Genomic DNA, 23,429 nt, shown 5'->3' on the forward strand with positions numbered 1-23,429 from the left:
CCCAAAAACATTTGGGGTGTATTATTTTGACTTAAAGTCTAGCGCACCTCTTTTCATCGCGCTTGCCCTTTTCTATTTTAGACACCTACTTCTATCTTGTTTTTCGTACTAACCAAATCTTCGTTCTGGCTTGATGTAGGTGTTTTGACTGGGATAAAAAAGCTAAGTATTACGGTGATTATACTTAAGATAAAACAATAGAGAAATACGTTTTGCATACCAATGACAATACTTGCAGTATGATTAATGATTATCCCCATGATCATGACCCCAATAGAGGTTCCAATATTTCTTAAAAACATTTGCAATGAGGTAGACAACCCTTTAATATTTGGCTCTGCAAATTCCTGTGAGGCAATTGTACCGAGTGCAAATAATAAACCAAAGGAAAATCCTTGTACTGTCAAAATCATAAACAAATTCGTATAAGTGATCGCCTTAATAAAAATATACAACGCAAGCCCTGAAATCGCTGTAATAACACTACCAATAATAAATAATTTCTTATAACCAAAGCGAATAATCCATTTCCCTGCAGGGGTACTACCAAACATCCAACCAAGTGCAATACTTAATAAAATTAACCCACTTTTATAAGTATTCATATGGGCGCCTTCTTGAAGGAACAAGGGAATATAGTTGGAAGTTCCAAAAAATGATAAGCAATAAATAAGCATGAAAAGATTAGTCATCAGTATCCCTTTATTTTTAAATAATGTAACAGGTAAAAACGGTTGAGCTTCCTTCCTTTCTACGAAAACAAAGAGAACTAAACCGATAACCCCAACAACGGCATACCACAGAGGTTCACTTACATTCGTTGCTAACAACAACAGAGTAATGGATGCGCCAAATAGGAAAAATCCTTTATAATCGATATGGGTTTTCTTAAATTCAATTTGTTCCTTATAGGGAATTAAACAAAGAATAGTCAAAAGCCCGATTGGAATATTAATAAAGAAAATCCATCTCCATGTTAAAGTTTCCACAAAAAAAGACCCCATAATAGGACCAACAATGGAGGATATTGCCCAAATACTACTAAAAACGGCTTGAATTTTTCCACGTTTTTCAATTGTAAACAAATCTCCAACGATAATCATTGACAGAGGAACCATTCCCCCTGCACCCAATCCTTGAATTCCCCTATAAATTATTAAGGAAACCATTGAATTCGCCAATCCACAAAGAATGGAACCCACCGTGAACAAAGCTACAGAAATCATCAAAAGCTTTTTTCGGCCATACATATCTGATAGTTTACCGTAAAGGGGCACAGTAACGGTACTAGCCAACATATACACGACAAATATCCAGGCAAATAACTCTCTGCCTCCAAGCTGTTTTACTATTGTTGGACTAGCCGTTTGCATGATATTTGTATCTAAAGCTGAAATGAGGGTCGTGACCACGAGTCCCCAAAACACATATCGATTTTTCCCCATAATGACCTCCTATAGTAGTCTATTTCCTAAATTTAACAATTGATGCATTTACTAAATCATTATAGCAAAATGCCAAGGTGAATGGTAAAAACTTTGCACTAAAATAAGATTGCGAAAAAAATGAAGTCCGCCATAAAATCATGGCGGACTTCATAAAAATAAGCTATTTCAATATAATGTCTAAATATAACCAAGCCAATTTCCTCTAGAATGGAAAAGATGCCATCTCCCATTAATATATTGGCGGTTCATTACCATTGCACCTGAAGTTGATAAATAGTAACATTTGTTTTTGTCTTTGATCCAGCCAGTTGCCATAGCCCCTGATGATGTTAAATAATACCATTTATTTTTATCCTTTAGCCAACCAGTTGCCATCGCTCCATTGGCTTGCAAAAAGTACCACTTTCCATTTTCCAGAACCCATCCCGTCTGTTTTACGGGTACAGTTCCATTCGGCGAGCTTACAATAGACTCCGATTCATCATACATGGTAACAATCGATATTCCATTATAATAAAATTTTAAAATTTCCTCATATTTTTTACCAGCGTCAGCCCTGTATTTGGCTCCCCATTGACTCATACCTACTCCATGACCATCACCTCGTCCACTAACTTTTACGAGACGATCATCTGTGTCCACTTTATCCACTAAATAACTAAGCATCACTCGAGTTCCTAGCATCGCCCGGATTTTTGAAATGTTAACATTTTGTAATACGACACGCTGAACGGCTAAATTTCCATTTACATCCAATATATCCTTCACGAAAAATTCCACTGTGATATTTCTCTTGCTCATCCGTCCACCAGAACCTGGAGAATGAAGCTTAAATTCAGGAATAGCAATGACTTTTATCTCTTTATTTGCATAATCGTTAACATCTAACCACATCTTAATATTATTAGAAACGGTTGTATCAGCTTCCTTTACAGTGGTCCACCATTCAGTTTGTTTGGATAAATTCAATTGAGAAACGTTGATTTGATTTTTATGAAAAGAAAAATTCCAAACAGATTTTGGGTCAAAAATATCTTCTTTTTCTGTCAAATAAGGAACTGAGGCTGAGTCCCAAGCATTTGCATTGCATTCTGTTATTCCGCCATTGCTCGCCGAATAAACTGCATCAATCAAGCGACCATTATACTGAATGACTTGTCCTCTCGTTTCATCTACCGCTTTCGTCGTATCGGGAGTCCAAATATACCCACCATATACCTGATACATTATCGTATCATCAATTAGCTCTCGGTTCATATAACTTAAGGCATACGTTCTTGCTGATACGGCCTGAGTTTTCAAGGCTTCTATATACTAAGATGGATACATCTCAATTGGAACTACACCTTTTAAATAATCCTCCATATCCACTGAGTTGATCGGTCGAACATATTGCCCATTTTCCACTATAAATTCAAAACTACCCAAGTATGGGCGATCATTGATTTGAATATAACCTTTATTATCCATCGGTTGTACCTTAAATATTGCATAAGTATTCAATAAATCTTCGCCTTTATATAAAAATAACTTTCCGTTTTTTTGTTTTACTATATAAGTAACACCAGTTTGCAGGATGATGTTTGAATCACTAGTTTTATAATTAACACTCGGTTTTAGCTTCATTTCAGTTTTATTACCTAGAAAATTTACTAGCTTGACTTTCAAAATTGGCTCTTTCATTTGATCATTTCCCTTCTCTAAAGGAAGAGGAATGGGTAGCAACATGAGTATTAAAACAACCGAGATGAGTTTTTGCATCCAGTTAGTAACCTCCGAATCTATTAATTAAATCTTACTCATCATATATTAATAGTTCCGAAGGTAACAATTGGATATTTTTTCCATTCATACATGCTTCTGCAGTTCAACGCTCCCCTCTTTACTTCGCCCAATTCCTTTCCTCCTAGGTTAAACGCCCGTACAGCCTTAGGTGTTTTTACATAATGTAAAAGTACCATATGATAAGGAGGTGCCTAATTAGTGACAAAAGGTGCTAATGGTTACGGAGCAGGATTTGCGTTAATCGTCGTTTTATTTATTCTCCTCATTATCGTTGGATCATCATATGTTGGGGGCTTTGGTGGAGGTTGGTATTAACACCAAGCAAGAAATAAATATAAAGGAAGGATGATTCTGTATATGTTTTACGGTTGTGGTGGGTATGGATATGGATATGGTTATGGCTATTACGGATTTGTTTTAATCGTTGTATTATTCATTTTGTTAATTATTGTAGGAGCTGCTTACTGCTAACAAAAATAGGAAAAGACCATCCATGTCAGATGGTCTTTTTCAATGGATTATATACCATTTTTTATCGTCACTAAATGATGAAAGACACGGTTAGCAATGTACTGATATCCAGTGGCATTCGGATGAAGGGAATCACTAAAATACTTTTTCTTTGATTTATTTAAAAATAAATCAATGGTCGGTACAAAGTAGGTCTTCTCGATTTGTCCAAGTACATTTATTATTTCCTTATTCCAATCTTCAATAACAGTAAGGATTTCCTTTTGATTTTGATATTCCCCATAAGGTTGATATAGTCCCAAAACTAAGATGGGGGCTGAATGATTTTCATTTCTAATCACACATAAAATTTTCCTTAAATTTGCAGAAAACCGTACTTTTCCATTATTCATATTCTTTAAATTCAGCTGATTAAATTGATACCTTGCACTTTTTCTAAAGTCATTGGTTCCGATAAATAATATAATATAGTCAGCATGTTTTAATGAGTTCTTTCTTTGTCTGTCCTGAAGTTGATTCAATACATTTTCTGTTGTATATCTCGGTATGGCAAAATTGTTTACAGTCACAGGAACCTTAGTTTTCATTTCCAATGCGTCATGAAGACGGCCAATATACCCTTTTTTTGAAGGATCTCCAGTACCATAAGTAATAGAATCACCGATTGCAGTCAAATGAATCTCCTTAGCAGAGGCACTGGAACAATTAGTCGAAGTATAGATGATCATGATGAAGAACAACCATAATATTTTTTTCATAAGAAAAACCCCTAATAGTAACCTATTAGGAGTTTGCCCAGATGCATCTGCCTTCATGTAAACGGAATAATTACCTCTGTTGATGGCTTGTATTATTAAAAAAGGAAAATCGCAGTTCGATGATCGGCTGAGAAATTCTTCTGACCATTTTGCTCGATAGAAAGATGACAAGAAAAATGGACAAGAGGATTAATACAATAATTTGCTCAGAATGATTAATGATGTCTACTAGTTCACTGTTTCTGAAAAATTTAATAAAAAATCCGTGCAACAAATAAACATAAAGTGTACTAGTTCCCCACTGGGTAAAAAAGAATTTTTTTCTTGGAACTAATGCTAAGAAACTAAGTGTAGCCAATAAAGTCAAGCAATAAACCCCTATACGGATTAGCCCGCCATTTAAATGGTTAGGTTCCAAAGAATCATACGGTTTGGAACCAAAAAACCATTTATACTCAAATTCAGGAACTAAATAAATAGTGATGAAAATGGAAATCAAGATAATAAATGATGTAAACCGAAATTTTTTCTCTCGAATCCTTTTAAAGTAATCATTATTCAAATAATAACCGAGCAAAAAGAATGGAAAAAATACAAAGGTCCGAGACAAACTTAAATAGCTGTTAATTTCATCAAAATAACCAACAGCTACTCCCAATGCTGCCGATACGAGTAAGGCAATTCCGGCCTTCCATTTTGTAAAAACATACAACATAACATTCCAGCAAAATAAACTAACTAAAAACCATAATGACCATTGTGGATTTAGTGGATCTAATTCAATACTTTTGACTTCATTAATAAAATAGTAATAAAAGGAATAAATTCCTTGAAAGATTAAATACGGAATAATCAGTTTTTTAAATAACTTTTTAATATATCCTTTTTTTTGAAACCCTTTTGCGAAAAAGCCAGAAATTAAAATAAATGCTGGCATATGAAAAGTATAGATGGTCGTATATATGGTATAGAATAATTTATCTTCTTCAATATAGGATTGAATGAAATGACCAAAAACAACGAAGAAAACTAGCAAGAATTTCGCATTGTCATAATATGCGTCCCTTGTTTTCATGATCAACCTCCTATATTCAGAATCCTACCATACCTATTTTAATTCATCTATAGATTACGATAAGCTGTAAACATTTTTGACCTTTTTAAAACCTCTGTAATTAATCTGAATTTTCTCAACAAATAAGTAATTGTTTTGTTACTTTTTGTTTCCAAAAACGAGAATACCTACCACTACATTATCAATCTACCTAACAAGTAGATAAAATTGGGTCAAAAAAAATAGGCACCAATAATGGGTGCCCAATTTTTCATATTCTTTTAAGTTTAACCTCCAGATTCTGATTAAAGCTTACTTGAATGAACATTAGATGGCTATTGTTAAATCGAGTTTAGAAACGGAAAGTTGTGATATTTCACTTTTCAATATTTGGAAATGGTGGTATGAATCATTTCGTAAACCAATCGAATCTAAAAATTTATCTCAATATGGAACATCTTTTAATTCAAATTTAATTGTAAAAAAATAGGCAAAATCTATGGATGAAATGAACGAAGAAAAAATCATTGTTGGTAAAATCTTGGAGAAATATCTATGCAGAAGTTAATAAAATGTCATGGAAATCTAAAACCGTTCTAGATTCTTTGGAATTTATCAAGACCTTATAGTACTCATTCATAAGGTTGTCCAATTCTTGACTGCAAATAATCGTCTCTTTACTTTGCAATCCCTTCACCATTCCGATTGACACCATTTCTTCTCTTTTCTTTCTAATAGCCTCTTCTAAAAATTCTGCTTGGCGCATGGCATTAAACACCTCGAAATCCCACTAAGTTTGTCTATTAAACAATCATACGTAAGGTGAATTATATCATTTTCCAACCGAAATTGAATGGTTTCGATAAAACAAGTGCTAAAAAGACGAGAAAATCTTTAATTCGACAAAAATTCCCATAAACTTTTTGCTGATTTTTTAAATTGCGCCTATCATTCATACAAACTAGTACAAAATAAAAAGAGTAACCTCCTAATTTTGGTTACTCTTTATTAGAGATTCAAGTTGTTTCAACTGTTCTTTCAGATCCTCAATCTCTTTCACCTGTCCCTTAAGCGTATCAATTTCTTCCTGCATCTTTTCCTTTTCTTGATCTGATTTAAAATCATCTAATTGTGATTGAAAGTCGGCCTCAACATCGATGTCCAATTGAATAATTGATCCAATAGTTGCTAATGCATCTCCTACAGTAGCTAATGCACCCCCAATAATACCTAAAATTACTCCCGTATTATTAGGTGGCTTATATTTAAATTTACTTAAGGTTTCATAACTATAATCAATTTGTTCTTGAGGAAGAAGAGGGGTAACGTAAAGCCTTTTATTATTTTTTTTATTTCTATTTTTATTCATGAACTCACCCCATAACTATATATTTTATACGGACTAGTTAGCTCCATTTCATTCATCCAATGAATTGAATCCTGTTCCTGTTAATAGGTTTATATTCTAATATTTTACCAATGTCATATTTTGTCATCTGTCCATTCATTTGTTTGGTTATTGAATTTTTTATTTTTTTTGATTCTTTTATTATTTAATTTTTAGCTTTCTGTAGTTTTTTATTTTCTCGTACAACTACAATCCTTATGCATATTACATCTCAGTTGGTGATAACTAAACTTAATTGTAAAACAAGTTTTTCACACCAATCCTGATTATTAAACGATGATGACCCCTCCCCAATATGTGTAGCTGTTATATGTTATGCCGAAAGGGCTAATGTTGTATCAAACACATCGAATCTTATGTACTTTTAAGCCATGTCTACATGAACAAAACTCACCATGAATGGTATCCCACCTAATGAAACATTCTTGGAGCGTGTCTAATGCTATATGATTTTTTCATGTTTACCTACAAGTTTTGCTAATTATTTCATTTCTTCGCCCTAAAATACAAAGGGTTCTCTATTTCCCTTTAACATCGTAATGAAACGGTAGTGGGATTAGAGGGCATAAAAAAACACCACTAAATCAATAGTGATGTTCCTTAAAAAAATGAATGAATAATGATTCATGAAATGAGTATCTTGTGTCATTAATAATCTTTCATTATTTAAAGTTCACAACTCAAATTTTTCCTTAAATCAGATGTAATTGTTGCTTAAAATCAACAAAATACTTGATTGAATCAGGATTTAATAATGATCCCATATTTACTGCTTTCTCAACAGGAGTTCCCATTAATATTTTCTTTATAGGTACTTCGAGTTTTTTTCCATTTAGTGTTTTCGGCAATTCTTCTACTGAATAAATGTCATTAGGAACATGTCTAGGTGAACAATATTGGCGAATGGCTTGTTTGATCCGGGTTTTGAGTTCATCAGAAAGCTCTGCCCCCTCCTTCAATACCACAAACAATGGCATATAGGATTCATCCTTACGAATAGGAAGATCCACTACTAAACTATCCATTACCTCTGGTATGCTTTCAAGTGCACTATAAATCTCACTTGTCCCCATCCGAATTCCTCCACGATTGATGGTCGCATCCGAGCGGCCATAAATAATGCCACTCCCTCTCGAGGTTATTTTGATGAAGTCACCGTGCCGCCAAATTCCAGGATATACATCAAAATAACTCTCCTTATATCGTTCCCCATTTTTATCGTTCCAAAAATAAATCGGCATCGAAGGCATTGGTTCCGTAATGACGAGTTCCCCAATTTCATCTACTAATTCTTGTCCTAAGTCATTAAATGCTTTTATAGCTGCACCTAGGGAAGGAGCTTGTAATTCTCCTGAATGTACAGGCAGTAAAGGTGAACCACCAATAAATGCTGTACAAAGATCCGTTCCTCCACTTGTTGATACGAGCCATATATCTTCTTTCACTTTTTCATATACCCATTCAAAACCACTTACAGGAAGAGGAGATCCTGTTGAACCAATACTCTTAAGGTGAGATAGGTTGAAATTTTCTTTCGGATGAATATTTGCTTTCATACATGAAGTGATATAGCTTGCACTCGTTCCAAACACAGTCATTTTAGTCGTTTCAGCAAACCGCCATAAGGTATGAAAGTTTGGATAACCTGGGTTTCCATCATATAAGAGAATTGTGGAACCAACAAGTAATCCACTAACAACCACATTCCACATCATCCATCCGGTAGTTGTATACCAGAAAAAACGATCGTCCGTTTTTAAATCCATATGCAGACCGATCATTTTTAAATGTTCAAGTAAAATTCCGCCATGACTTTGAACGATAGGTTTAGGCTTTCCAGTTGTTCCAGATGAATAAAGTATCCAAAGCGGATGATTAAACGGAACCTGTTCAAACACAAGCTTTTCCGCATTTGCTTGCATTAATTGTTCCCAAAGAACAGCATTTGATAGTTCTTCCATATTTGGTTTTTTATTTAAATATGGAATTATTATCGTTTTTTCTAAAGTTGGCAGCTCGGCTTGGATTTTTTTTATCAGTGGAATCCTGTCAAAGTCTTTTCCACCATAACGATACCCATCCACCGCAATTAATACTTTCGGTTCAATTTGTTTAAAACGATCTATGACACTCATAATACCGAACTCAGGTGCACAGCTTGACCAAATGGCTCCTAAAGTAGAGCACGCCAAAAATGCCACGATTGTTTCGTGAATATTGGAGGCATAGGCTACTACACGATCTCCTTGTTTTACGCCTAAAGATTTTAAGTAATTCACTATGATTGCTGTTTGTCGTTTCAGTTCACCCCAAGTGATTTCCCCTTGCTTTCGAATCTCAGATTCATAGATGATCGCTGACTTATCCGCCCTTTCATTACGAAAAATGTGTTCGGCATAATTTAAAGTCGCTCCAGGAAACCACTGTGCTCCTGGCATTTTCCTTCCAGTCAAAACCTCATCATACGGCGTTTTCGCCTGGATTTTATAGAAATCCCAAATTGCTGCCCAAAAAGCTTCGATTGATGTAATTGACCATTTCCATAATTCATGATAGGTTTCGAAGGATAATCCACGATTTTCCTTAAGCCACAACATAAATTTTTTCATATTTGATGCATCTTTAAATTGTTGGCTAGGCTCCCATAATAATTTTCCTTCCACCTTTTCAATCGTCATTCCCATACCTCCATCACTGGTTGTTCGTTTCATTATCTTCTTACTATTAAAAAGCTTTTAATAACCATATACGAGTCAGGAATGACGTTTTCCTTCTTGAATATTCAAAAAATAAAATGTTTTTTAAAATTAATAACCAGAAAATAACCTATTAACCCAATGTGTGTATACTAATATTTCTATCTATGCAAGGGTGCGCACATGTTCTATTAATCTACTTATATACATTTCACTTAAAATACCTCTTCCCCCACGAATAATTTCCTCTAAATAATGATCAGGCGGAGCTGTTTCCGGTTCCTTATCTACTACGATAAAAGTTAATACATCTTTAACAATTTGTCCGTCCATTTTCACATCAATTAAAGCGGGACGATAGAGACGGATTTCGACTCCTTCGCGTTGATATAAATAATCGAGACATTCACGTGGGACCTCATAAACTTTTCCTTCCACAATTCCACCATTTTCTACAATGTCCGCCCGGCCACCATCAGGAAGCTTTTTTGTAAAACGCAAACTATATCCTTCAAGGATCCCTCTTCCTATCAATTTTTGGAAGTAATGATCCACATTTGCCTTTTTGAACCGTGCATGATCCATGCAACTACCATAGGCATAGTAAAGAACATTCCCTTTTTGCTTCTCAAATTGATAAATTCTCCAATCACCTGAAGGTATAGCTATTTTCAGCATGAATTCATTCTGTTTAGTGATGAAATAAGTATAAGCCTCTGTTTCCCCTCGGTCATGATAAATCAATTTCTTTTTCCGATCATACAAGTTGTTATCCCTGTTTTCTTCATATTCCTCCAATCTATCTAATCTACTTAATTGTTCATCTGTTACAAGATATAATTCACCATAAACCGTACCTTCAGTCGATTCCATTAATGCTGGGTAACCATCTTCTGTATCATAAAGTCTTCCTTTTGTCCAAGCTTGCTCAGAAATTAAGACGGAATCTTTAAGTAAATCATGATATTTATCATGTCTCCTTAAGGTCCCATAGACAAAAACATAATGTTGTTTCATTTAGCCGCTCCTCTTTCTTTATTTGACTTGACATCCACCATTTTTAACTTTACTGTTGGTTTTCGATAAATTCTGTAATTAACCTGTTTAACTCTCCAGCAGATTTCGTAGGTATTTGGTGCTTCTCTTTAATGAATTTCAATTCATTGCTTGGCAATTTTTCTTGCAAAATTCTTGCATATTTATGGAATGCTTTATCCTTTTTTCCGTATACAAGTAACACTGGATGATGGATCGTATGTAATTGATTCGTACAATTATATTTTAGGCTATAATTATAATACTGGGCTATATTTTTAGCGTTTCCTTTTCTTGCTTCTTGGTACATATTTGTAAAAATTTCTTTTGTATTGGCATTCCCCCATGAAATGCCTAATGCCAAAAAACCAATTGCTCCTGCATTCGCAAGTGTCCGTGCGAGCCAAATTCTTTTTTCGTTATACAAATCATATATTTCTGACATTCCACTAACAATAATGCCGCCAAATGCTCTGTCAGGTTGAGATAATAAAAATTCCAAGACAATCGATCCACCAGTAGAATATCCACACACGTACGCTTTTCGAATCCCCAAATGATCCAATAGCATTTTCATATCATTTACAATTAGACAATAGTTAATTGGCTCATTGGAAAAAGTGCTCCGTCCATGACCTCTTATATCAAAAGTAATCACCTTAAATTTCTTTGATAATTCTTCCACTTGGTATTTGAAATTGGCACTTGTTAATAATGGAGGATGAATAAATATAATTGGAGTTCCCTCACCCATCACATTGTAGTATAGACTGCTTTCTCCCAAATTGAGTAATGACATTATTTTTCACCTAATAGAATGAATTTCAAAATTTAAATTGGTCTTTTTTTATCATTCCTCTATTCTTTCGAAATCATACCGATTCCCAAGCTTGTATTTTAGTTGCAGTTAATAGTAATAAGAATGATGTAGGAAATCCCTTCCAAATAAAAATACGATTTTATTAAAATATCAGAAGATTTTTTGTATGATTTTGTAATAAAATAACGATGGACTATTTTTTAAAGCCTGCTATAATGCAATAGTATAGAATACATTACACATATTAAAGGTGGGCATTATGGGGAACACTTGTAGATATGTTGTCAATGCTCTCGGTAAGGGCGGGGAAACATATTATACACAATGTAAAGATAAACAAGAATTAAAGAAATGGATTGCAGATAACCAAGATAAACTAATTATGGATGAACTAAAAATAACAGACAAAAACCAAAATCCATTGTTAAAATTATTAGGTATAAAAAAATTTTATTAATACAATACAGCCTATGACCTCTTTACAAATTAATCGTTTTTAGACATATCATGCTTCTACTGAAATCCAATCTTGTGGTGAACTAAGAAATCTCGCTACTAAGATGCTATAGACTATTCTCGTTATCTATAATCATACCTTTGCACATTAAAAAAGACGCCATTAATTTTATGGCGTCTTTTCTTCTATTATGAGTCTATAAGTCTTACAGATGTAAATTTGTTTTTTTGGATGTAAATAAGCCTTGAAGATAGCGCAATGCCAGCTGCTAATAGTCCAAGTGTTAGCCCGATCCAATAGCCTCTTGCTCCAAGTCCCGTATAGTGTGATAGAAAGTATCCCGCAGGAAGACAAATAAGCCAATAGGCAATTAAAGTCATGATGAAGGCGAGATTCACATCTTTATATCCCCGTAAAGCTGCCTGTGCGGTTGCTTGGATCGCATCGGAAATCTGAAAAAACAGAGCATAGATTAAAAAATGTGCCGTTAAATTAATCACAGCTATCTCATTAGAGTAGAATCCGGCAACTTCGTATCGGAATATCACAACCAATAATCCCGTAACAATGGCGATGATGACCGATATTCCAATCCCTAACCAACTATAGGTACGGGCATCTTTAAAGCGTTTTGCTCCAACCTCATATCCAACCAATACCGTCAGTGCCATAGAAATGCTAATCGGAATCATGTATAAAAACGATACAATATTAAGTGCCGATTGATAGGCTGCAATGGTCGTAACATTGTATTTACTGATTAAAATCGTAACGACCGCGAACATACTCGTTTCAAAAAATGTGGACAACCCCATTGGAATACCGATTTTTAATATCTCCTTACATTTCTCCCAAGAGAACATTTGCATATTAGAAAAAACCTTATAGTTGCAAAATGGCTCTTTGGTTTTGACGATGATCACTGTAAAAAGCAAAATTACCCAATAAGTAATAGAAGTGGCATAGCCTCCACCTGCACCGCCTAGTTCTGGAAAACCCCATTTTCCAAAAATCAGTACATAATTAAATAACAAATTAAGCGGAAGAGCAGACAGCAAAATAACCATAACCACTCGTGTTTTTCCCAATGCATAAATAAAAGAACGAAGAACGTTATAAACGAATAAGGGAAGGATACCATAACTTAAGCCAACTAAATAATCATAAGCTGCTGATTGAACACGAGGAGTTAAATTCATTTTTTCTAGTATGGGGTTCAACAAAAACGTACCACTTACAATAATAATGATTGTTATGAATAAAGAAAGGTAAACTCCATGACGAATAACAGAAGTTACCTCTTGGTTTCTTTTCTGTCCTAAATTTTGCGCGGCGATTGGAGACACTGCCATAAGGATACTACTTAATCCGGTAAAGATTGGACTCCATATTGATGAACCAATGGCCACTCCTGCCAAATCAGAGGAATGATATTTTCCAGACATAATGTTATTAAAAAATACCATGGAGAACATCCCAAGTTGCGTAATTAAAATAGGTATCAACAGAAGGAAAATTTGTTTTGTTTTCTCTTTTAGTGTAAAGGTCTGATTCATGACCAATTCTCCTTATAAATTTTTAATGCAACATACTATTTTAATTTATAACCATAAAAAATGACTACCCCAAAAATTGGAATACAAAAGTTATCCCCCTATGCTCTTACCAATGGAAATAATGATCTAAATGATTACACTTGAATGTGGAAAAAATTTCCTTGTAAACTACCCAAAAAAAATGGGACTGAAAAAGTCCACATTATTTTTTGGCGATTTTGGAAGGATTGTTAATTTTATATTGGACTGGAATATCTACTATGTATTCCTCTGGAGTATCTTTTCCTTTTGCAAGCTTTTTGGAGACCACTTTTCCGTCAAACTCTAGCAAATCTCCCTTTGCCAGTTCAAATTTTTTCAATGTTTTACTATGGCTACACCAAGCAAGACCTAGTTCCAAGGGGTTTTCCTGTTCGATTTGTACATTTTCGAGAACAACAACTTCATCATTTTCTTCACTAAAAGGATTATAAGTTAATGCAAATTGCTTAACGGTTGCAGTAAAGTGAACTTTTTCTGTAGGCAAATCAATCTTCTGAGACTGTTCCTTTTCTTTACTGTATGCTGTATTTTCAGATGGAGAAGTTTCTACTCGTCTTACCTTTTGTACTTTAGTCGAACTTTTTGTGGTTTTCACTTCTGATTCATTCATTATTTTTGGTTTATCCTCAGCAAAGATCATACTTTCTTTCCCAAAGCTAGCTTGCTGCATTTCTTTTAAATAGGCCGGATGAATACAGCTAATCTCACCATCTGGAAATTCAATAATGAGAGTATTATTGTTATTTCCATATGTTTCATACCCTTTTATCGTAACATGACATTGAAAATGGCGATCCTTGTACCAAAATTCTTTTTTGGCAACAGGAAGCCCCCATTCCTTCAATTTTTCTTTAAAATGGTTCTCATCTTGAAAAATTTCATAGTCTCCTTTAGGAGGGATGTATTGAGTTACTTTCAATTTCTCTATTGACAACGATGACACGTCCTTCCACTTGATTTGTGGTTCCATTATAGCATGGTATACAATTGATGAAACAATTATTAATAAAAATATTTAGGATACCGAAATTCCATTAAATTTAAGAAAAAATTTCTTATTGAACAAAAAATGTGACGAACTACTTTAGCGCATTCAGATTCCTCCATTTGAATATGAAATGAATATAAACAAAACCCCAAAAATATTTTTATTAGGAAGAGATTGTTTCCTATTGATAAATAAACCAAGCCAAGGCATTCATATTCTTTAAAAAGACAAATGGATGAATTGGGGGAGAAATATGATCAGAATTAATGGGATGATAGTGAAACCTGAAGACTTAAACAGAGTTTTTACAAAAAGTGAACATAAAAACATCATTAAAAAAATGGCTACTTACCAAGTCATTTATGATTATCCAACAATCAATCAGTTAAGATTTGAATTATTCTTTAGAAGTAATACAATGAAAGCTGCTCGAGATCTAAATGAGAGCGGTTTGAAATTTGCAACTTTCCAATATTCGTTTTGCAATCGAGAATTTTGGGATCGTACTAGTAGTGGTGGCTTTTTGCTCAAACCAAATGTTCGACCTTCCATCGCCATACTTGACATTTTAAAAAACGGTTCACTTTATGCTACTGAATGTGCTACAGGAATCGCAATTGTCTTATATTTAGCAGCTCTCTACTCAATTGGAAGCGCTAAATTTGATAGCTTGTATAGACGACTATATTTAAGAGATTGGGAATTTGATGATGACCTTCCTGTCATTCATAAATATGGTGATGATTTTCTCCCAGGTGACGTTTTGCATTTTAATAATCCGGATTTTTCACCAAAAGAAGCGCATTGGCGTGCCGAAAATGTCGTCTTTTTTGGAAATGATCAATACTATGGTCATGGAGTGGGCATCCGTGACGCAGCAACCATCATCCATTTCCTCAATTCCAAAAGAAAACCAAACTCCGAAATATCCGCCTACCTTATGAATCTTATTACCCGACCATACTATCCATACTTTTTTTCCTAATAAATGAAGAAAGGTGTCAAACACCATGAGATTTTTAACATGGTATTTGACACCTTTATGGTTCTTATTATAGATTTTTGAAGGCTTCTTTTGAGTTTACTTTTTCTTTTATAATGTTATATTTTTGTAGCCACTGGGTGACATTTTCCCAAGTTTGTGGGTCTTGGTATCCGAATGATTTTTCTCCTGCGTCCATCAGTGGTATCAATATTTCAAGGCTTTTCTTTTCGATCTCTTTATCTAGTGGAGAGGATTTGTCCTCTTGTTTTATTAATAATTCCAATGCTTCATCAGGATGTTCTGTTACATACTTTTGTCCTTTCGCAGCGGCATTCATAAACTTCCTAAATACATCTGGTTTTTCCTGTAACCCTTTCTCACTGGCAACCATTACTAATTCATAGTAGTTAGGAACCCCATAGTCAACCGGATCAAACGTACGAATAGGATATCCTTCTTTTTCTAGTAATAATTTTTCATGATTAATGTAAGCTCCCATTAATGCATCTGTTTTCTTTGTTGCCAACGCAGGAATGAGATCCCAACCGACATCAACCATTTCTACCTTATCCGCATTTCCACCGTCCGCTGCAACCATGGTCTGAATAATCGCTTCGTCCAACGGGATTGAAGGATAGCCCACTTTTTTCCCTGCTAAATCCTTTGGTGATTGGATCGAGCTATGATCATGAACCATAATGTGATTAAGTGGTTTGCGTACAATAGCAGCAAAAGATTGAACTGGAATGTCCTCCGCACGCGCAACAATCACCTGTGGCTGATAACTAATGGCCATGTCGACTTTTCCTGCCGCCACCAGTTTTAACGGATCATTTGTGTCAGCAGGCATTTGGATATCTACATCAAGCCCCTGTTCTTTAAAATATCCCTTTTCTTTTGCCATAAAAAGAAAGGAATGAACGGCATTCGGGTACCAATCCAACATCAACGTTACTTTCTCAAGTTTGGACTTGCCACTTTCTGATGCCTGACTTGTATTCTCTTTCCCACAGGCACTAACTACCAACAATATTAAACTCACTATAATCAGCATTATTTTCTTCATCAAAAGCATCCTCTCTTGCAGCTAACGTAATTTTTTCTTTAAAATCTGTTTTTCTATGAAAGTAATACACAAGAATAATAATAGTCCCATTAACGAAAGGAGGAAGATCGCAGCAAATACTGCATCTGCTTGCAGATTGCTTGACATTCTACGGCTAAAATACCCTAATCCTTCGCTCGCCCCGAGCCATTCGCCAATCGTGGCACCTACCACACTATATACAACCGACATTTTCACACCAGACAAAATGGATGGCAATGCCATTGGGAGCTGAACTTTTTTAAATATCATCCAGCGGTTTGCCCCCATTGTCATTAATAATTCACGGTATTCTTGTCCGCCTGATTTCAAACCATCATATGTACTAACCACAATCGGGAAAAATGCAATTAAAATTGTAACCGCTACTTTACTCCAAATGGTATAGCCAAACCACATAATGAAAATGGGAGAAATCGCAATCAGTGGAATCGTTTGTGAGATGATAAGGAAAGGATAAAGTATTTTCTCTAAAACTTTAGAAAAATACATTCCGATTCCTAACAAAAGTCCCCCTGATAAAGAAATCCCAAAACCAATCAGTACTTCGTATAACGTGGCAGGTACGTGTTCTATCATTAAAAGCCGAATATTTTCAACGAGTGCATGCCATATTTTCGAAGGTGAAGGTACAATAAACGATGGCACCATCCCTTTGACAACTACCCATTCCCATAGGCTGATCAAGCAAATAGCCACCAATAAAAATAAACCATATTCACTTATCCAATTTTTCCAATTAGTTGTCATGATGTATCAATTTCTCCAGTTCTTTTCTCATTTCTATCAACTCTGAATGATAAATTTGTTCCGTACTTCTCGGTCTCGCTAAATGGACTTTCCTCTCATATACACGACCATCTTTTATTAGAAAAATTCGATCACTTAATAAAATTGCTTCTTCTAAATCATGAGTGATAAACAATACTGTCTTTTTTAATTCTCCCCACAAACCTAATAGCCATCTATGCATGTTCCGTTTTGTCATCGAATCCAGTGCACCAAATGGTTCATCTAATAACAATAAATCCCTTCCTGTCATGAGAGTTCTTAAAAAGGCTATGCGCTGCCTCATTCCACCTGACAATTCATCTGGATAAGCATTTTCATATTGAGAAAGATCAAAACGGGATAACCATTCCTGTATAACAGGCATTTTCTTTCTCCAATCTTCTTTGAGAATTTCACATGGAAGTATCACATTTTCTAATACGGTCCGCCATGGAAGCAGTAAATCTTTCTGTGGCATATAACCAACACTTCCTAAACGCGAGCCGGACTTATTTCCTTTGATTTGGATTTCTCCCTCATCAGGTTCAAGTAAACCATTAATTAATTTAAAAAGAGTACTCTTCCCTGCTCCACTTGGACCAATGATGGAAACAAATTCACCAGCCTTTACATCCATAGAAAGTTGATAAAAAATAGGTTTGCTCTTACCGTTAAACGAAAAACTCAAATTTTTAATACGAAGAATGGATAAATCAGACAGGCCAATCACCTCCGTCATAAACCATATCCCAAAACATGTATTCAAACCTAGATGTGGTTAGGAAGTGTTCCTCTAAGACAACCAACTCTCGTTCTGGTTTACCTTCTGCCAAATGATCGATTAAATCAATTAGCCATTGTGCTAAAGAACCAAATTCATCAGATGAGTACATTTTCACCCACTCCCCATAAAATGAATGGTTCATCGAATCTGGATAAGTTTCTACCAACCTTTTGCCAATTTCCCAGTAGCTCCACATACAAGGTAGGAGGGATGAGATTAATTCTTCAAGAGAACCATTTTGAGCAACGTTTAACATATACCGAGTGTAGGCCAAGTTAATCGGTGTTGGTTTCGTATTCTCAAGATCCTGTTCGGTAATACCAAATCTTTTTGCATAGGCCCGATGCAGGTCCATTTCACCGTGCAATGTTTCGTGGAGTAGTTTTGCAAAAGCCGCCATCGTTTCAATGTTTTTGGCTTTTACCGTACCTAACGCAAATAATTTTGAATAATCGATAAGAAACACATAATCCTGTTTCATATAACGAATAAATGATTCGACAGGAAGATCTCCTTTACCTAACCCGACAACAAACGGATGCTCATGTGTTTTATCCCATATCCCTTTTACTTTTTCATGAAGCCTATGTGAAAATTTCATCACTAACATCCTCCTTTTCCATCATTCGTGTCCAATCTATTTTGAGTCATTCCTTCCCTTGCTTACAGGTATTACACCACTCAGCTATAAAGACGGCCAACACCTTTGTAAAATCTAACAATTGCTGTATTTCAACTTTTTCATCGACGACATGTGCATCCTCCAATGTTCCCGGACCAAAGATTGATGTTGGAATACCTGCACGACCTAACCAGCCAGCATCTGTAACCGTTGTCGACATTCCCACAATTGGATTTTGATCAATCATTTTTTCGTAAGATTCGACCAATAGACGAGTACCAGGATGATCTCGATCCAACTCTAATGAAGGAAAAATCTCTCCGCGGTCAATGATCATTGATTTTCCACCCCAAACAAATTGCGGTGGATTTTCCCGAAGCCAAGGATCAGATGCTGCAACAGCCATGATGTGCTGCTCTATTTCCTGGATGATATCTTCATAATCCTCGTTAGGATAAAAATGAACGGTTATCCATAAGGAACATTTGTCAGCGACAAATGCCGCATGTCTACCACCTTCAATAACAGCAGGATTAATCGTATTTGTTCCTGGAGGAAACCCCTTATAGCGTTTCGTTACCGCCCAATGACGTTCAAGTTCCTGAAGGCCAGCGATAATTTTCATCATTTTTTCAATTGCACTTGCCCCATTTACACCTCCACCTGCATGGATCATTTTTCTTCTCATTCCATCATGATAAGTTTCTTTGCTTTCAATGGTGATCCAACCTGTGATGACTCCACCTTGACCTTGGATATGTAAATTGCTTGAATCGACCACTACAGCATAATCGGCTGTATAGCCTCTCTCCAAACAAGATAAGGTGCCGGCCTCACCAACTTCTTCACCAATCACAGATTGAAATTGCAAATCTCCCTGCAAAGTGATGCCAAGTTCTTTTAAAAGTTTAATAGCAATTAAGGATGCAGCAATGCCTCCCTTCATATCTGAAGTCCCTCTGCCATAAACATAAGAATCTGTAATTCTAGCAGTAAATGGGGATGAACTCCATTCTGAATCATCGCCAACTTCGGCTACATCTACATGTCCATTGATAATTAAGCTATTATATTTTTTTGAGTCTTTTCCCTGTAAAATACCGACAACATTATGATCACCAGGATAAACTTCCCACATATCCGTCTGAAAACCTAAATTTTCTAAATAGGTTTTAATAAATTCTTGAATTTCTGTGGTATTCCGTCCGGGAGGACTCACGGTCGGGAATGCAATAAGTTTACTTAACAAGTTGATTAATTCATCTTTTCTAGCTTCGACTTCTTGCGAAATTGCTTCAGCCAATTGATTCACAACGATGGGCATGTTTTTCCTCCTTAATCAAATATGAAAAACCCGCTCACCTTTAGGACAGACAGGGAGCGGGTTAAAAATAGCAAGCCACTTCCCTCCGCTGGTATAAACCAGATCAGGTTCAAAGGGTTCGGAACTTCAATTGTTCCATCTCAAGCCAATATGGCTACCCCCAGTGTTTCGTACTTTAATTTTGATCATGTTGGACAGCGTCCTCTTTAGTAGAAAACAAGACATTTTTCTTTAAGAAAATACCTAAAATAATAAACCCAAGCAGGGCTCCAGCAAAAGAGCTAAAAATGAAAAGCGGAATAAATCCAAACAAAGTTGCTTCTTGCCCAAGTAATAATGTAGCAATCGGATAAGAAAGCAGGGCTCCAAGAATTCCCGTTCCAATTACTTCTCCCAAAAATGCCATAAATAGTTTCCTAGTTTTCCAAAATAGTAGTGCTGCTAACAATGCTCCAACCATACTACCTGGAAAGGCAAAAACAGAACCGGTTCCCATAAGATTTCTTAGCAGAGACACGCCAAACGCTTGAGCGACAGCATAATAAGGTCCTAATAGAACAGCTGATATCACATTTAAGAAATGTTGTACTGGGAAAATTTTTGTAAATCCAATCGGGATTACAATTAAACTGCTTGAAAGTGTTCCGATTGCAATCATCATGGCTGTCAATGTCAACTTATATGTGTTATTCATATATTTTTTGCCTCTTTCATACTCAAATAATTCATGCTACATGCTTCTATGAATAAAATTTAGTCAGCCTTAGCTCGCTGCCAATTTATATTCCCTTTTCTCCTGACTCCACTCTTTTCCTTAAGATTTTGGCAGCTTCGTATGGTGAACTTGCATGGCTAATAGCTGAGATGACAGATATTCCGTCAGCCCCTGCCGCCATAACAGTAGAAGCATTTTCGGTTGTAATTCCACCAATTCCTACAATTGGAGTACTGTAACCTTTTCTCCTAAGTTCTTCAATAAGTGTTGTCCCGCGTGTTGGTTTTGCATCTTTTTTTGTTTTTGTCGGAAAAACCGGGCCAATCCCGAAATAGTCTGCACCATCCTTTAAAGCAGCTAATGCTTCCTCCATTGAATGGACAGAAACGCCCAAGATTTTGTTTCCTATCTTTTCCCTTACTACACTTGCTGGTTCATCCTCTTGCCCAATGTGTACACCATCAGCATCCAAGGCAAGTGCTAGTTCAATATCATCATTAACAATAAAAGGAATTTGTTTCTTCCGGCACAAAGATTGTAGATCTTTTGCCAGATTAAACTTTTCAACTCCAGTTAGCGCTCCATCGCCCTTTTCCCGAAATTGAAACATGGTGATTCCACCGTCGATCGCTTCTGCTAATACTTCTCGTGGATCCTTAAAACAATTGGTACTTCCCAGAATAAAATAGACCTTTAGCATTTCTCTTAAATGGTTCATGAGTCGATCAACACCTTATTCCTTTTTCGATACGCCCAGTGGTTTGTAGGTCCATGTCCGTGGCCAATTTTAATTTCCACTTCGATAGCAGCCTGAATAAAATCTTTTGACTTTGTCACGGCCTCCAATACAGATAAACCTTTCGCCAACCAAGCGGTTATTGCGGCAGAAAACGTACAACCGGTTCCATGGGTATTTTTCGTGGAAATTCGTTTGCTGGAAAATGTATAAAATTCTTTACCATCGAAAAGTAAATCGACGGATTCGGAAGGATCTTCATCATGTCCTCCTTTAAGGACAATATTTTTCACCCCTAAATCAAACAGTCTCATCGCCGCTTCTCGTTTATCGTGCACAGTTCGAATGGACATACCGGTCAACACCTCAGCCTCTGGAATATTAGGTGTGATTACCAAGGCACGAGGTAATAAATATTTTTTCAAAGCGGAAATGGCATCTTGTTGAAGTAAAGAGGCGCCACCTTTAGCAATCATAACGGGATCTACCACCACATTTTTCCATTGATAGGTTACTAGAAGTTCAGAGACAGCTTCTATGATTTCAGCATTAAACAACATTCCAGTTTTAATAGCATCCGTACCCATGTCCTCACCAATAGCTTTGATCTGTTGAGAAACTGCCTCCACTGTCATTGGATAAACTCCGTGAACACCTAATGTATTTTGAGCAGTTACTGCGGTTAACGCAGACATACCGAAAACTTCTAACTCCTGAAATGTTTTTAGGTCCGCCTGGATTCCCGCGCCGCCACCACTGTCGGAACCAGCAATTGTTAATGCCTTATACATTTAACTCAGCTCCTTGTAATTTTTCATAAACCGCTAATTGAGTGATTTCTTCCGGTGTAACCATCGCCAGCTGATTGATTAGTTCGATTTGAAAACTACCCGGACCATGTTTCGCTGTAATATTAGCTGCCTTTTCCGCTGCAATGCCATAAAAGGCTAAAGCGGCCGTTGAGGCAAGTAGCAAGTCTTTCTCCACACCAGCAAATGCCCCAATGACAGAAGTTAATAAACATCCTGCTCCAGTTACTTTTGTTAATAATTGGTGGCCATTGGATACTAGAAAGGTTGTAGTGCCATCGGTTATGACGTCATCCTTTCCCGTAATGACCACAACGCAATTTAATATTTGAGCAGCTTTAATGGCAAGATTAACCACATCCCCACTGGTATCTCCTGCGTCCACCCCTTTTATCTTCCAGTTTTCCCCAACAATATTTGCAATTTCAGCCGCATTTCCTCTAACAATAGAGACTTTTACCTCATTCATAATTTTCCTGGCAGTTGCTGTCCTGTAGTTGGTGGCTCCAGCTCCCACTGGATCAAAAAGAACAGGTATTTCTTTTTCATTCGCGGCCTTTCCTGCCAAAATCATCGATTCAACTGTTTGCGGGTTTAAAGTCCCAATATTCAAAACGAGTGAACTAGCAAGCTGTGCCATTTCTTTCACTTCCTCAGCCGCATAGGCCATTACCGGTGAAGCCCCTAACGCCAACAATCCATTTGCTGTAAAATTTGTCACAACCACATTCGTGATATTATGTACTAACGGGTTTACCTCTCTTACTTTTTGTAAAGTTTCTGATAAAACTTTTTTATCCAATAGAACCTCCCCATTTCTAAAAAAATCATAAGAAAAGCGCAAGCACAGTGGTTAGGCGTATGGCCTCCTCCTAAGCAACCGCTTTAAGTCATGGAATGCTTTTATACAAAGCTATCTTGTGGTGCGCTCCGACCGAGAGAACGATAACACGAAAATCTATTTGCTTTTCACTGTTGACTGATCATAGGGTGTGAGCGGAGGACACGAGGCGCTAAAGTGCTTACGCTTGAACATTATCGTTGTCGAAAATATTCGTTT

General features: G+C 36.1%; 25 protein-coding genes and 1 riboswitch. Of the genes, 4 read left to right on the forward strand and 21 right to left on the reverse strand.

The window, feature by feature from the left end:
• Positions 1 to 77: 77 nt before the first annotated feature.
• The 3 genes from G4Z05_RS03700 to G4Z05_RS03710 all read right to left on the reverse strand — a co-directional run bounded on the left by G4Z05_RS03700 (position 78) and on the right by G4Z05_RS03710 (position 3,209).
• Positions 78 to 1,445: an MDR family MFS transporter gene (locus G4Z05_RS03700; RefSeq protein ID WP_163250526.1), complete on the reverse strand. Its 1,368-nt coding sequence runs from the start codon at positions 1,443 to 1,445 to the stop codon at positions 78 to 80.
• A 180-nt stretch (positions 1,446 to 1,625) separates the two neighbouring features.
• Positions 1,626 to 2,750: a SpoIID/LytB domain-containing protein gene (locus tag G4Z05_RS16590; RefSeq protein WP_276207622.1), complete on the reverse strand. Its 1,125-nt coding sequence runs from the start codon at positions 2,748 to 2,750 to the stop codon at positions 1,626 to 1,628.
• Positions 2,751 to 2,762: 12 nt separating this feature from the next.
• Positions 2,763 to 3,209: a SpoIID/LytB domain-containing protein gene (locus tag G4Z05_RS03710; protein WP_163250527.1), complete on the reverse strand. Its 447-nt coding sequence runs from the start codon at positions 3,207 to 3,209 to the stop codon at positions 2,763 to 2,765.
• Positions 3,210 to 3,431: 222 nt separating this feature from the next.
• On the opposite strand from G4Z05_RS03710, the gene G4Z05_RS03715 reads away from it, so the two are divergent.
• On the forward strand, positions 3,432 to 3,548 hold the full coding sequence (locus tag G4Z05_RS03715) for a YjcZ family sporulation protein (RefSeq protein WP_081905017.1): 117 nt from the start codon (positions 3,432 to 3,434) through the stop codon (positions 3,546 to 3,548).
• Positions 3,549 to 3,590: 42 nt separating this feature from the next.
• Positions 3,591 to 3,704, forward strand: a complete 114-nt coding sequence (locus G4Z05_RS03720; protein ID WP_163250528.1) for a YjcZ family sporulation protein — start codon at positions 3,591 to 3,593, stop codon at positions 3,702 to 3,704.
• Between the two features lie 47 nt (positions 3,705 to 3,751).
• Here the strand turns inward: G4Z05_RS03720 and G4Z05_RS03725 are convergent, their stop codons facing one another.
• The 7 genes from G4Z05_RS03725 to G4Z05_RS03755 form a co-directional block, all read right to left on the reverse strand.
• On the reverse strand, positions 3,752 to 4,462 hold the full coding sequence (locus G4Z05_RS03725; protein ID WP_163250529.1) for a GDSL-type esterase/lipase family protein: 711 nt from the start codon (positions 4,460 to 4,462) through the stop codon (positions 3,752 to 3,754).
• Positions 4,463 to 4,532: 70 nt separating this feature from the next.
• Positions 4,533 to 5,537 carry an acyltransferase family protein gene (locus tag G4Z05_RS03730; protein ID WP_163250530.1) on the reverse strand — a complete coding sequence of 335 codons (1,005 nt, stop codon included), beginning with the start codon at positions 5,535 to 5,537 and terminating at the stop codon, positions 4,533 to 4,535.
• 532 nt (positions 5,538 to 6,069) lie between these two features.
• Positions 6,070 to 6,282, reverse strand: a complete 213-nt coding sequence (locus G4Z05_RS03735) for an aspartyl-phosphate phosphatase Spo0E family protein (protein ID WP_163250531.1) — start codon at positions 6,280 to 6,282, stop codon at positions 6,070 to 6,072.
• A gap of 222 nt (positions 6,283 to 6,504) precedes the next feature.
• Entirely contained in the window at positions 6,505 to 6,885 is a 381-nt protein-coding gene (locus G4Z05_RS03740; RefSeq protein ID WP_163250532.1) for a DUF3450 domain-containing protein, read from the reverse strand.
• 731 nt (positions 6,886 to 7,616) lie between these two features.
• Positions 7,617 to 9,602, reverse strand: a complete 1,986-nt coding sequence (locus G4Z05_RS03745) for an acetoacetate--CoA ligase (RefSeq protein ID WP_163250533.1) — start codon at positions 9,600 to 9,602, stop codon at positions 7,617 to 7,619.
• 183 nt (positions 9,603 to 9,785) lie between these two features.
• Positions 9,786 to 10,637, reverse strand: coding sequence for a gamma-glutamylcyclotransferase family protein (locus G4Z05_RS03750; RefSeq protein WP_163250534.1), 852 nt, complete (start codon positions 10,635 to 10,637; stop codon positions 9,786 to 9,788).
• Positions 10,638 to 10,686: 49 nt separating this feature from the next.
• On the reverse strand, positions 10,687 to 11,454 hold the full coding sequence (locus G4Z05_RS03755) for an alpha/beta fold hydrolase (protein WP_163250535.1): 768 nt from the start codon (positions 11,452 to 11,454) through the stop codon (positions 10,687 to 10,689).
• A gap of 280 nt (positions 11,455 to 11,734) precedes the next feature.
• On the opposite strand from G4Z05_RS03755, the gene G4Z05_RS03760 reads away from it, so the two are divergent.
• A complete protein-coding gene (locus tag G4Z05_RS03760; RefSeq protein ID WP_038535090.1) occupies positions 11,735 to 11,932 on the forward strand; it encodes a hypothetical protein in 198 nt (65 codons plus the stop codon).
• 188 nt (positions 11,933 to 12,120) lie between these two features.
• On the opposite strand, the gene G4Z05_RS03765 is transcribed toward G4Z05_RS03760, so the two are convergent.
• Both G4Z05_RS03765 and G4Z05_RS03770 read right to left on the reverse strand, forming a co-directional pair.
• Positions 12,121 to 13,488, reverse strand: coding sequence for an MATE family efflux transporter (locus G4Z05_RS03765; protein WP_163250536.1), 1,368 nt, complete (start codon positions 13,486 to 13,488; stop codon positions 12,121 to 12,123).
• A gap of 202 nt (positions 13,489 to 13,690) precedes the next feature.
• On the reverse strand, positions 13,691 to 14,464 hold the full coding sequence (locus tag G4Z05_RS03770) for a hypothetical protein (RefSeq protein WP_240465302.1): 774 nt from the start codon (positions 14,462 to 14,464) through the stop codon (positions 13,691 to 13,693).
• 307 nt (positions 14,465 to 14,771) lie between these two features.
• Between G4Z05_RS03770 and G4Z05_RS03775 the strand changes: the two genes are divergently transcribed.
• The gene (locus G4Z05_RS03775; protein WP_163250538.1) at positions 14,772 to 15,503 is read left to right on the forward strand and encodes a protein-glutamine gamma-glutamyltransferase; all 732 of its coding nucleotides are present in this window, start codon (positions 14,772 to 14,774) and stop codon (positions 15,501 to 15,503) included.
• A gap of 67 nt (positions 15,504 to 15,570) precedes the next feature.
• Here the strand turns inward: G4Z05_RS03775 and G4Z05_RS03780 are convergent, their stop codons facing one another.
• The 9 genes from G4Z05_RS03780 to thiM form a co-directional block, all read right to left on the reverse strand.
• Entirely contained in the window at positions 15,571 to 16,569 is a 999-nt protein-coding gene (locus G4Z05_RS03780; protein ID WP_163250539.1) for an ABC transporter substrate-binding protein, read from the reverse strand.
• A gap of 21 nt (positions 16,570 to 16,590) precedes the next feature.
• Positions 16,591 to 17,358 carry an ABC transporter permease gene (locus G4Z05_RS03785; RefSeq protein WP_163250540.1) on the reverse strand — a complete coding sequence of 256 codons (768 nt, stop codon included), beginning with the start codon at positions 17,356 to 17,358 and terminating at the stop codon, positions 16,591 to 16,593.
• Entirely contained in the window at positions 17,348 to 18,118 is a 771-nt protein-coding gene (locus G4Z05_RS03790) for an ABC transporter ATP-binding protein (RefSeq protein WP_205597430.1), read from the reverse strand. The genes G4Z05_RS03785 and G4Z05_RS03790 overlap by 11 nt, the downstream gene beginning before the upstream one ends.
• Complete coding sequence (gene tenA, locus G4Z05_RS03795; protein ID WP_163250541.1) at positions 18,093 to 18,764, reverse strand: thiaminase II; 672 nt, start codon at positions 18,762 to 18,764, stop codon at positions 18,093 to 18,095. The genes G4Z05_RS03790 and tenA overlap by 26 nt, the downstream gene beginning before the upstream one ends.
• Before the next feature lie 46 nt (positions 18,765 to 18,810).
• On the reverse strand, positions 18,811 to 20,109 hold the full coding sequence (locus tag G4Z05_RS03800) for an acetylornithine deacetylase (protein WP_163250542.1): 1,299 nt from the start codon (positions 20,107 to 20,109) through the stop codon (positions 18,811 to 18,813).
• A gap of 63 nt (positions 20,110 to 20,172) precedes the next feature.
• Positions 20,173 to 20,281: riboswitch (TPP riboswitch) on the reverse strand.
• Between the two features lie 3 nt (positions 20,282 to 20,284).
• The gene (gene thiW / locus G4Z05_RS03805) at positions 20,285 to 20,803 is read right to left on the reverse strand and encodes an energy coupling factor transporter S component ThiW (protein ID WP_163250543.1); all 519 of its coding nucleotides are present in this window, start codon (positions 20,801 to 20,803) and stop codon (positions 20,285 to 20,287) included.
• Between the two features lie 85 nt (positions 20,804 to 20,888).
• Positions 20,889 to 21,542 (reverse strand): thiamine phosphate synthase, encoded by a 654-nt coding sequence (gene thiE / locus G4Z05_RS03810; RefSeq protein ID WP_163250544.1) that lies wholly within the window; start codon positions 21,540 to 21,542, stop codon positions 20,889 to 20,891.
• A complete protein-coding gene (gene thiD / locus G4Z05_RS03815; protein ID WP_163250545.1) occupies positions 21,539 to 22,351 on the reverse strand; it encodes a bifunctional hydroxymethylpyrimidine kinase/phosphomethylpyrimidine kinase in 813 nt (270 codons plus the stop codon). The genes thiE and thiD overlap by 4 nt, the downstream gene beginning before the upstream one ends.
• The gene (thiM, locus tag G4Z05_RS03820) at positions 22,344 to 23,171 is read right to left on the reverse strand and encodes a hydroxyethylthiazole kinase (protein ID WP_163250546.1); all 828 of its coding nucleotides are present in this window, start codon (positions 23,169 to 23,171) and stop codon (positions 22,344 to 22,346) included. The genes thiD and thiM overlap by 8 nt, the downstream gene beginning before the upstream one ends.
• Between the last annotated feature and the right edge of the window lie 258 nt (positions 23,172 to 23,429).

It is taken from the genome of Neobacillus thermocopriae, assembly GCF_010975035.1.
GTDB lineage: Bacteria > Bacillota > Bacilli > Bacillales > Cytobacillaceae > Neobacillus > Neobacillus thermocopriae.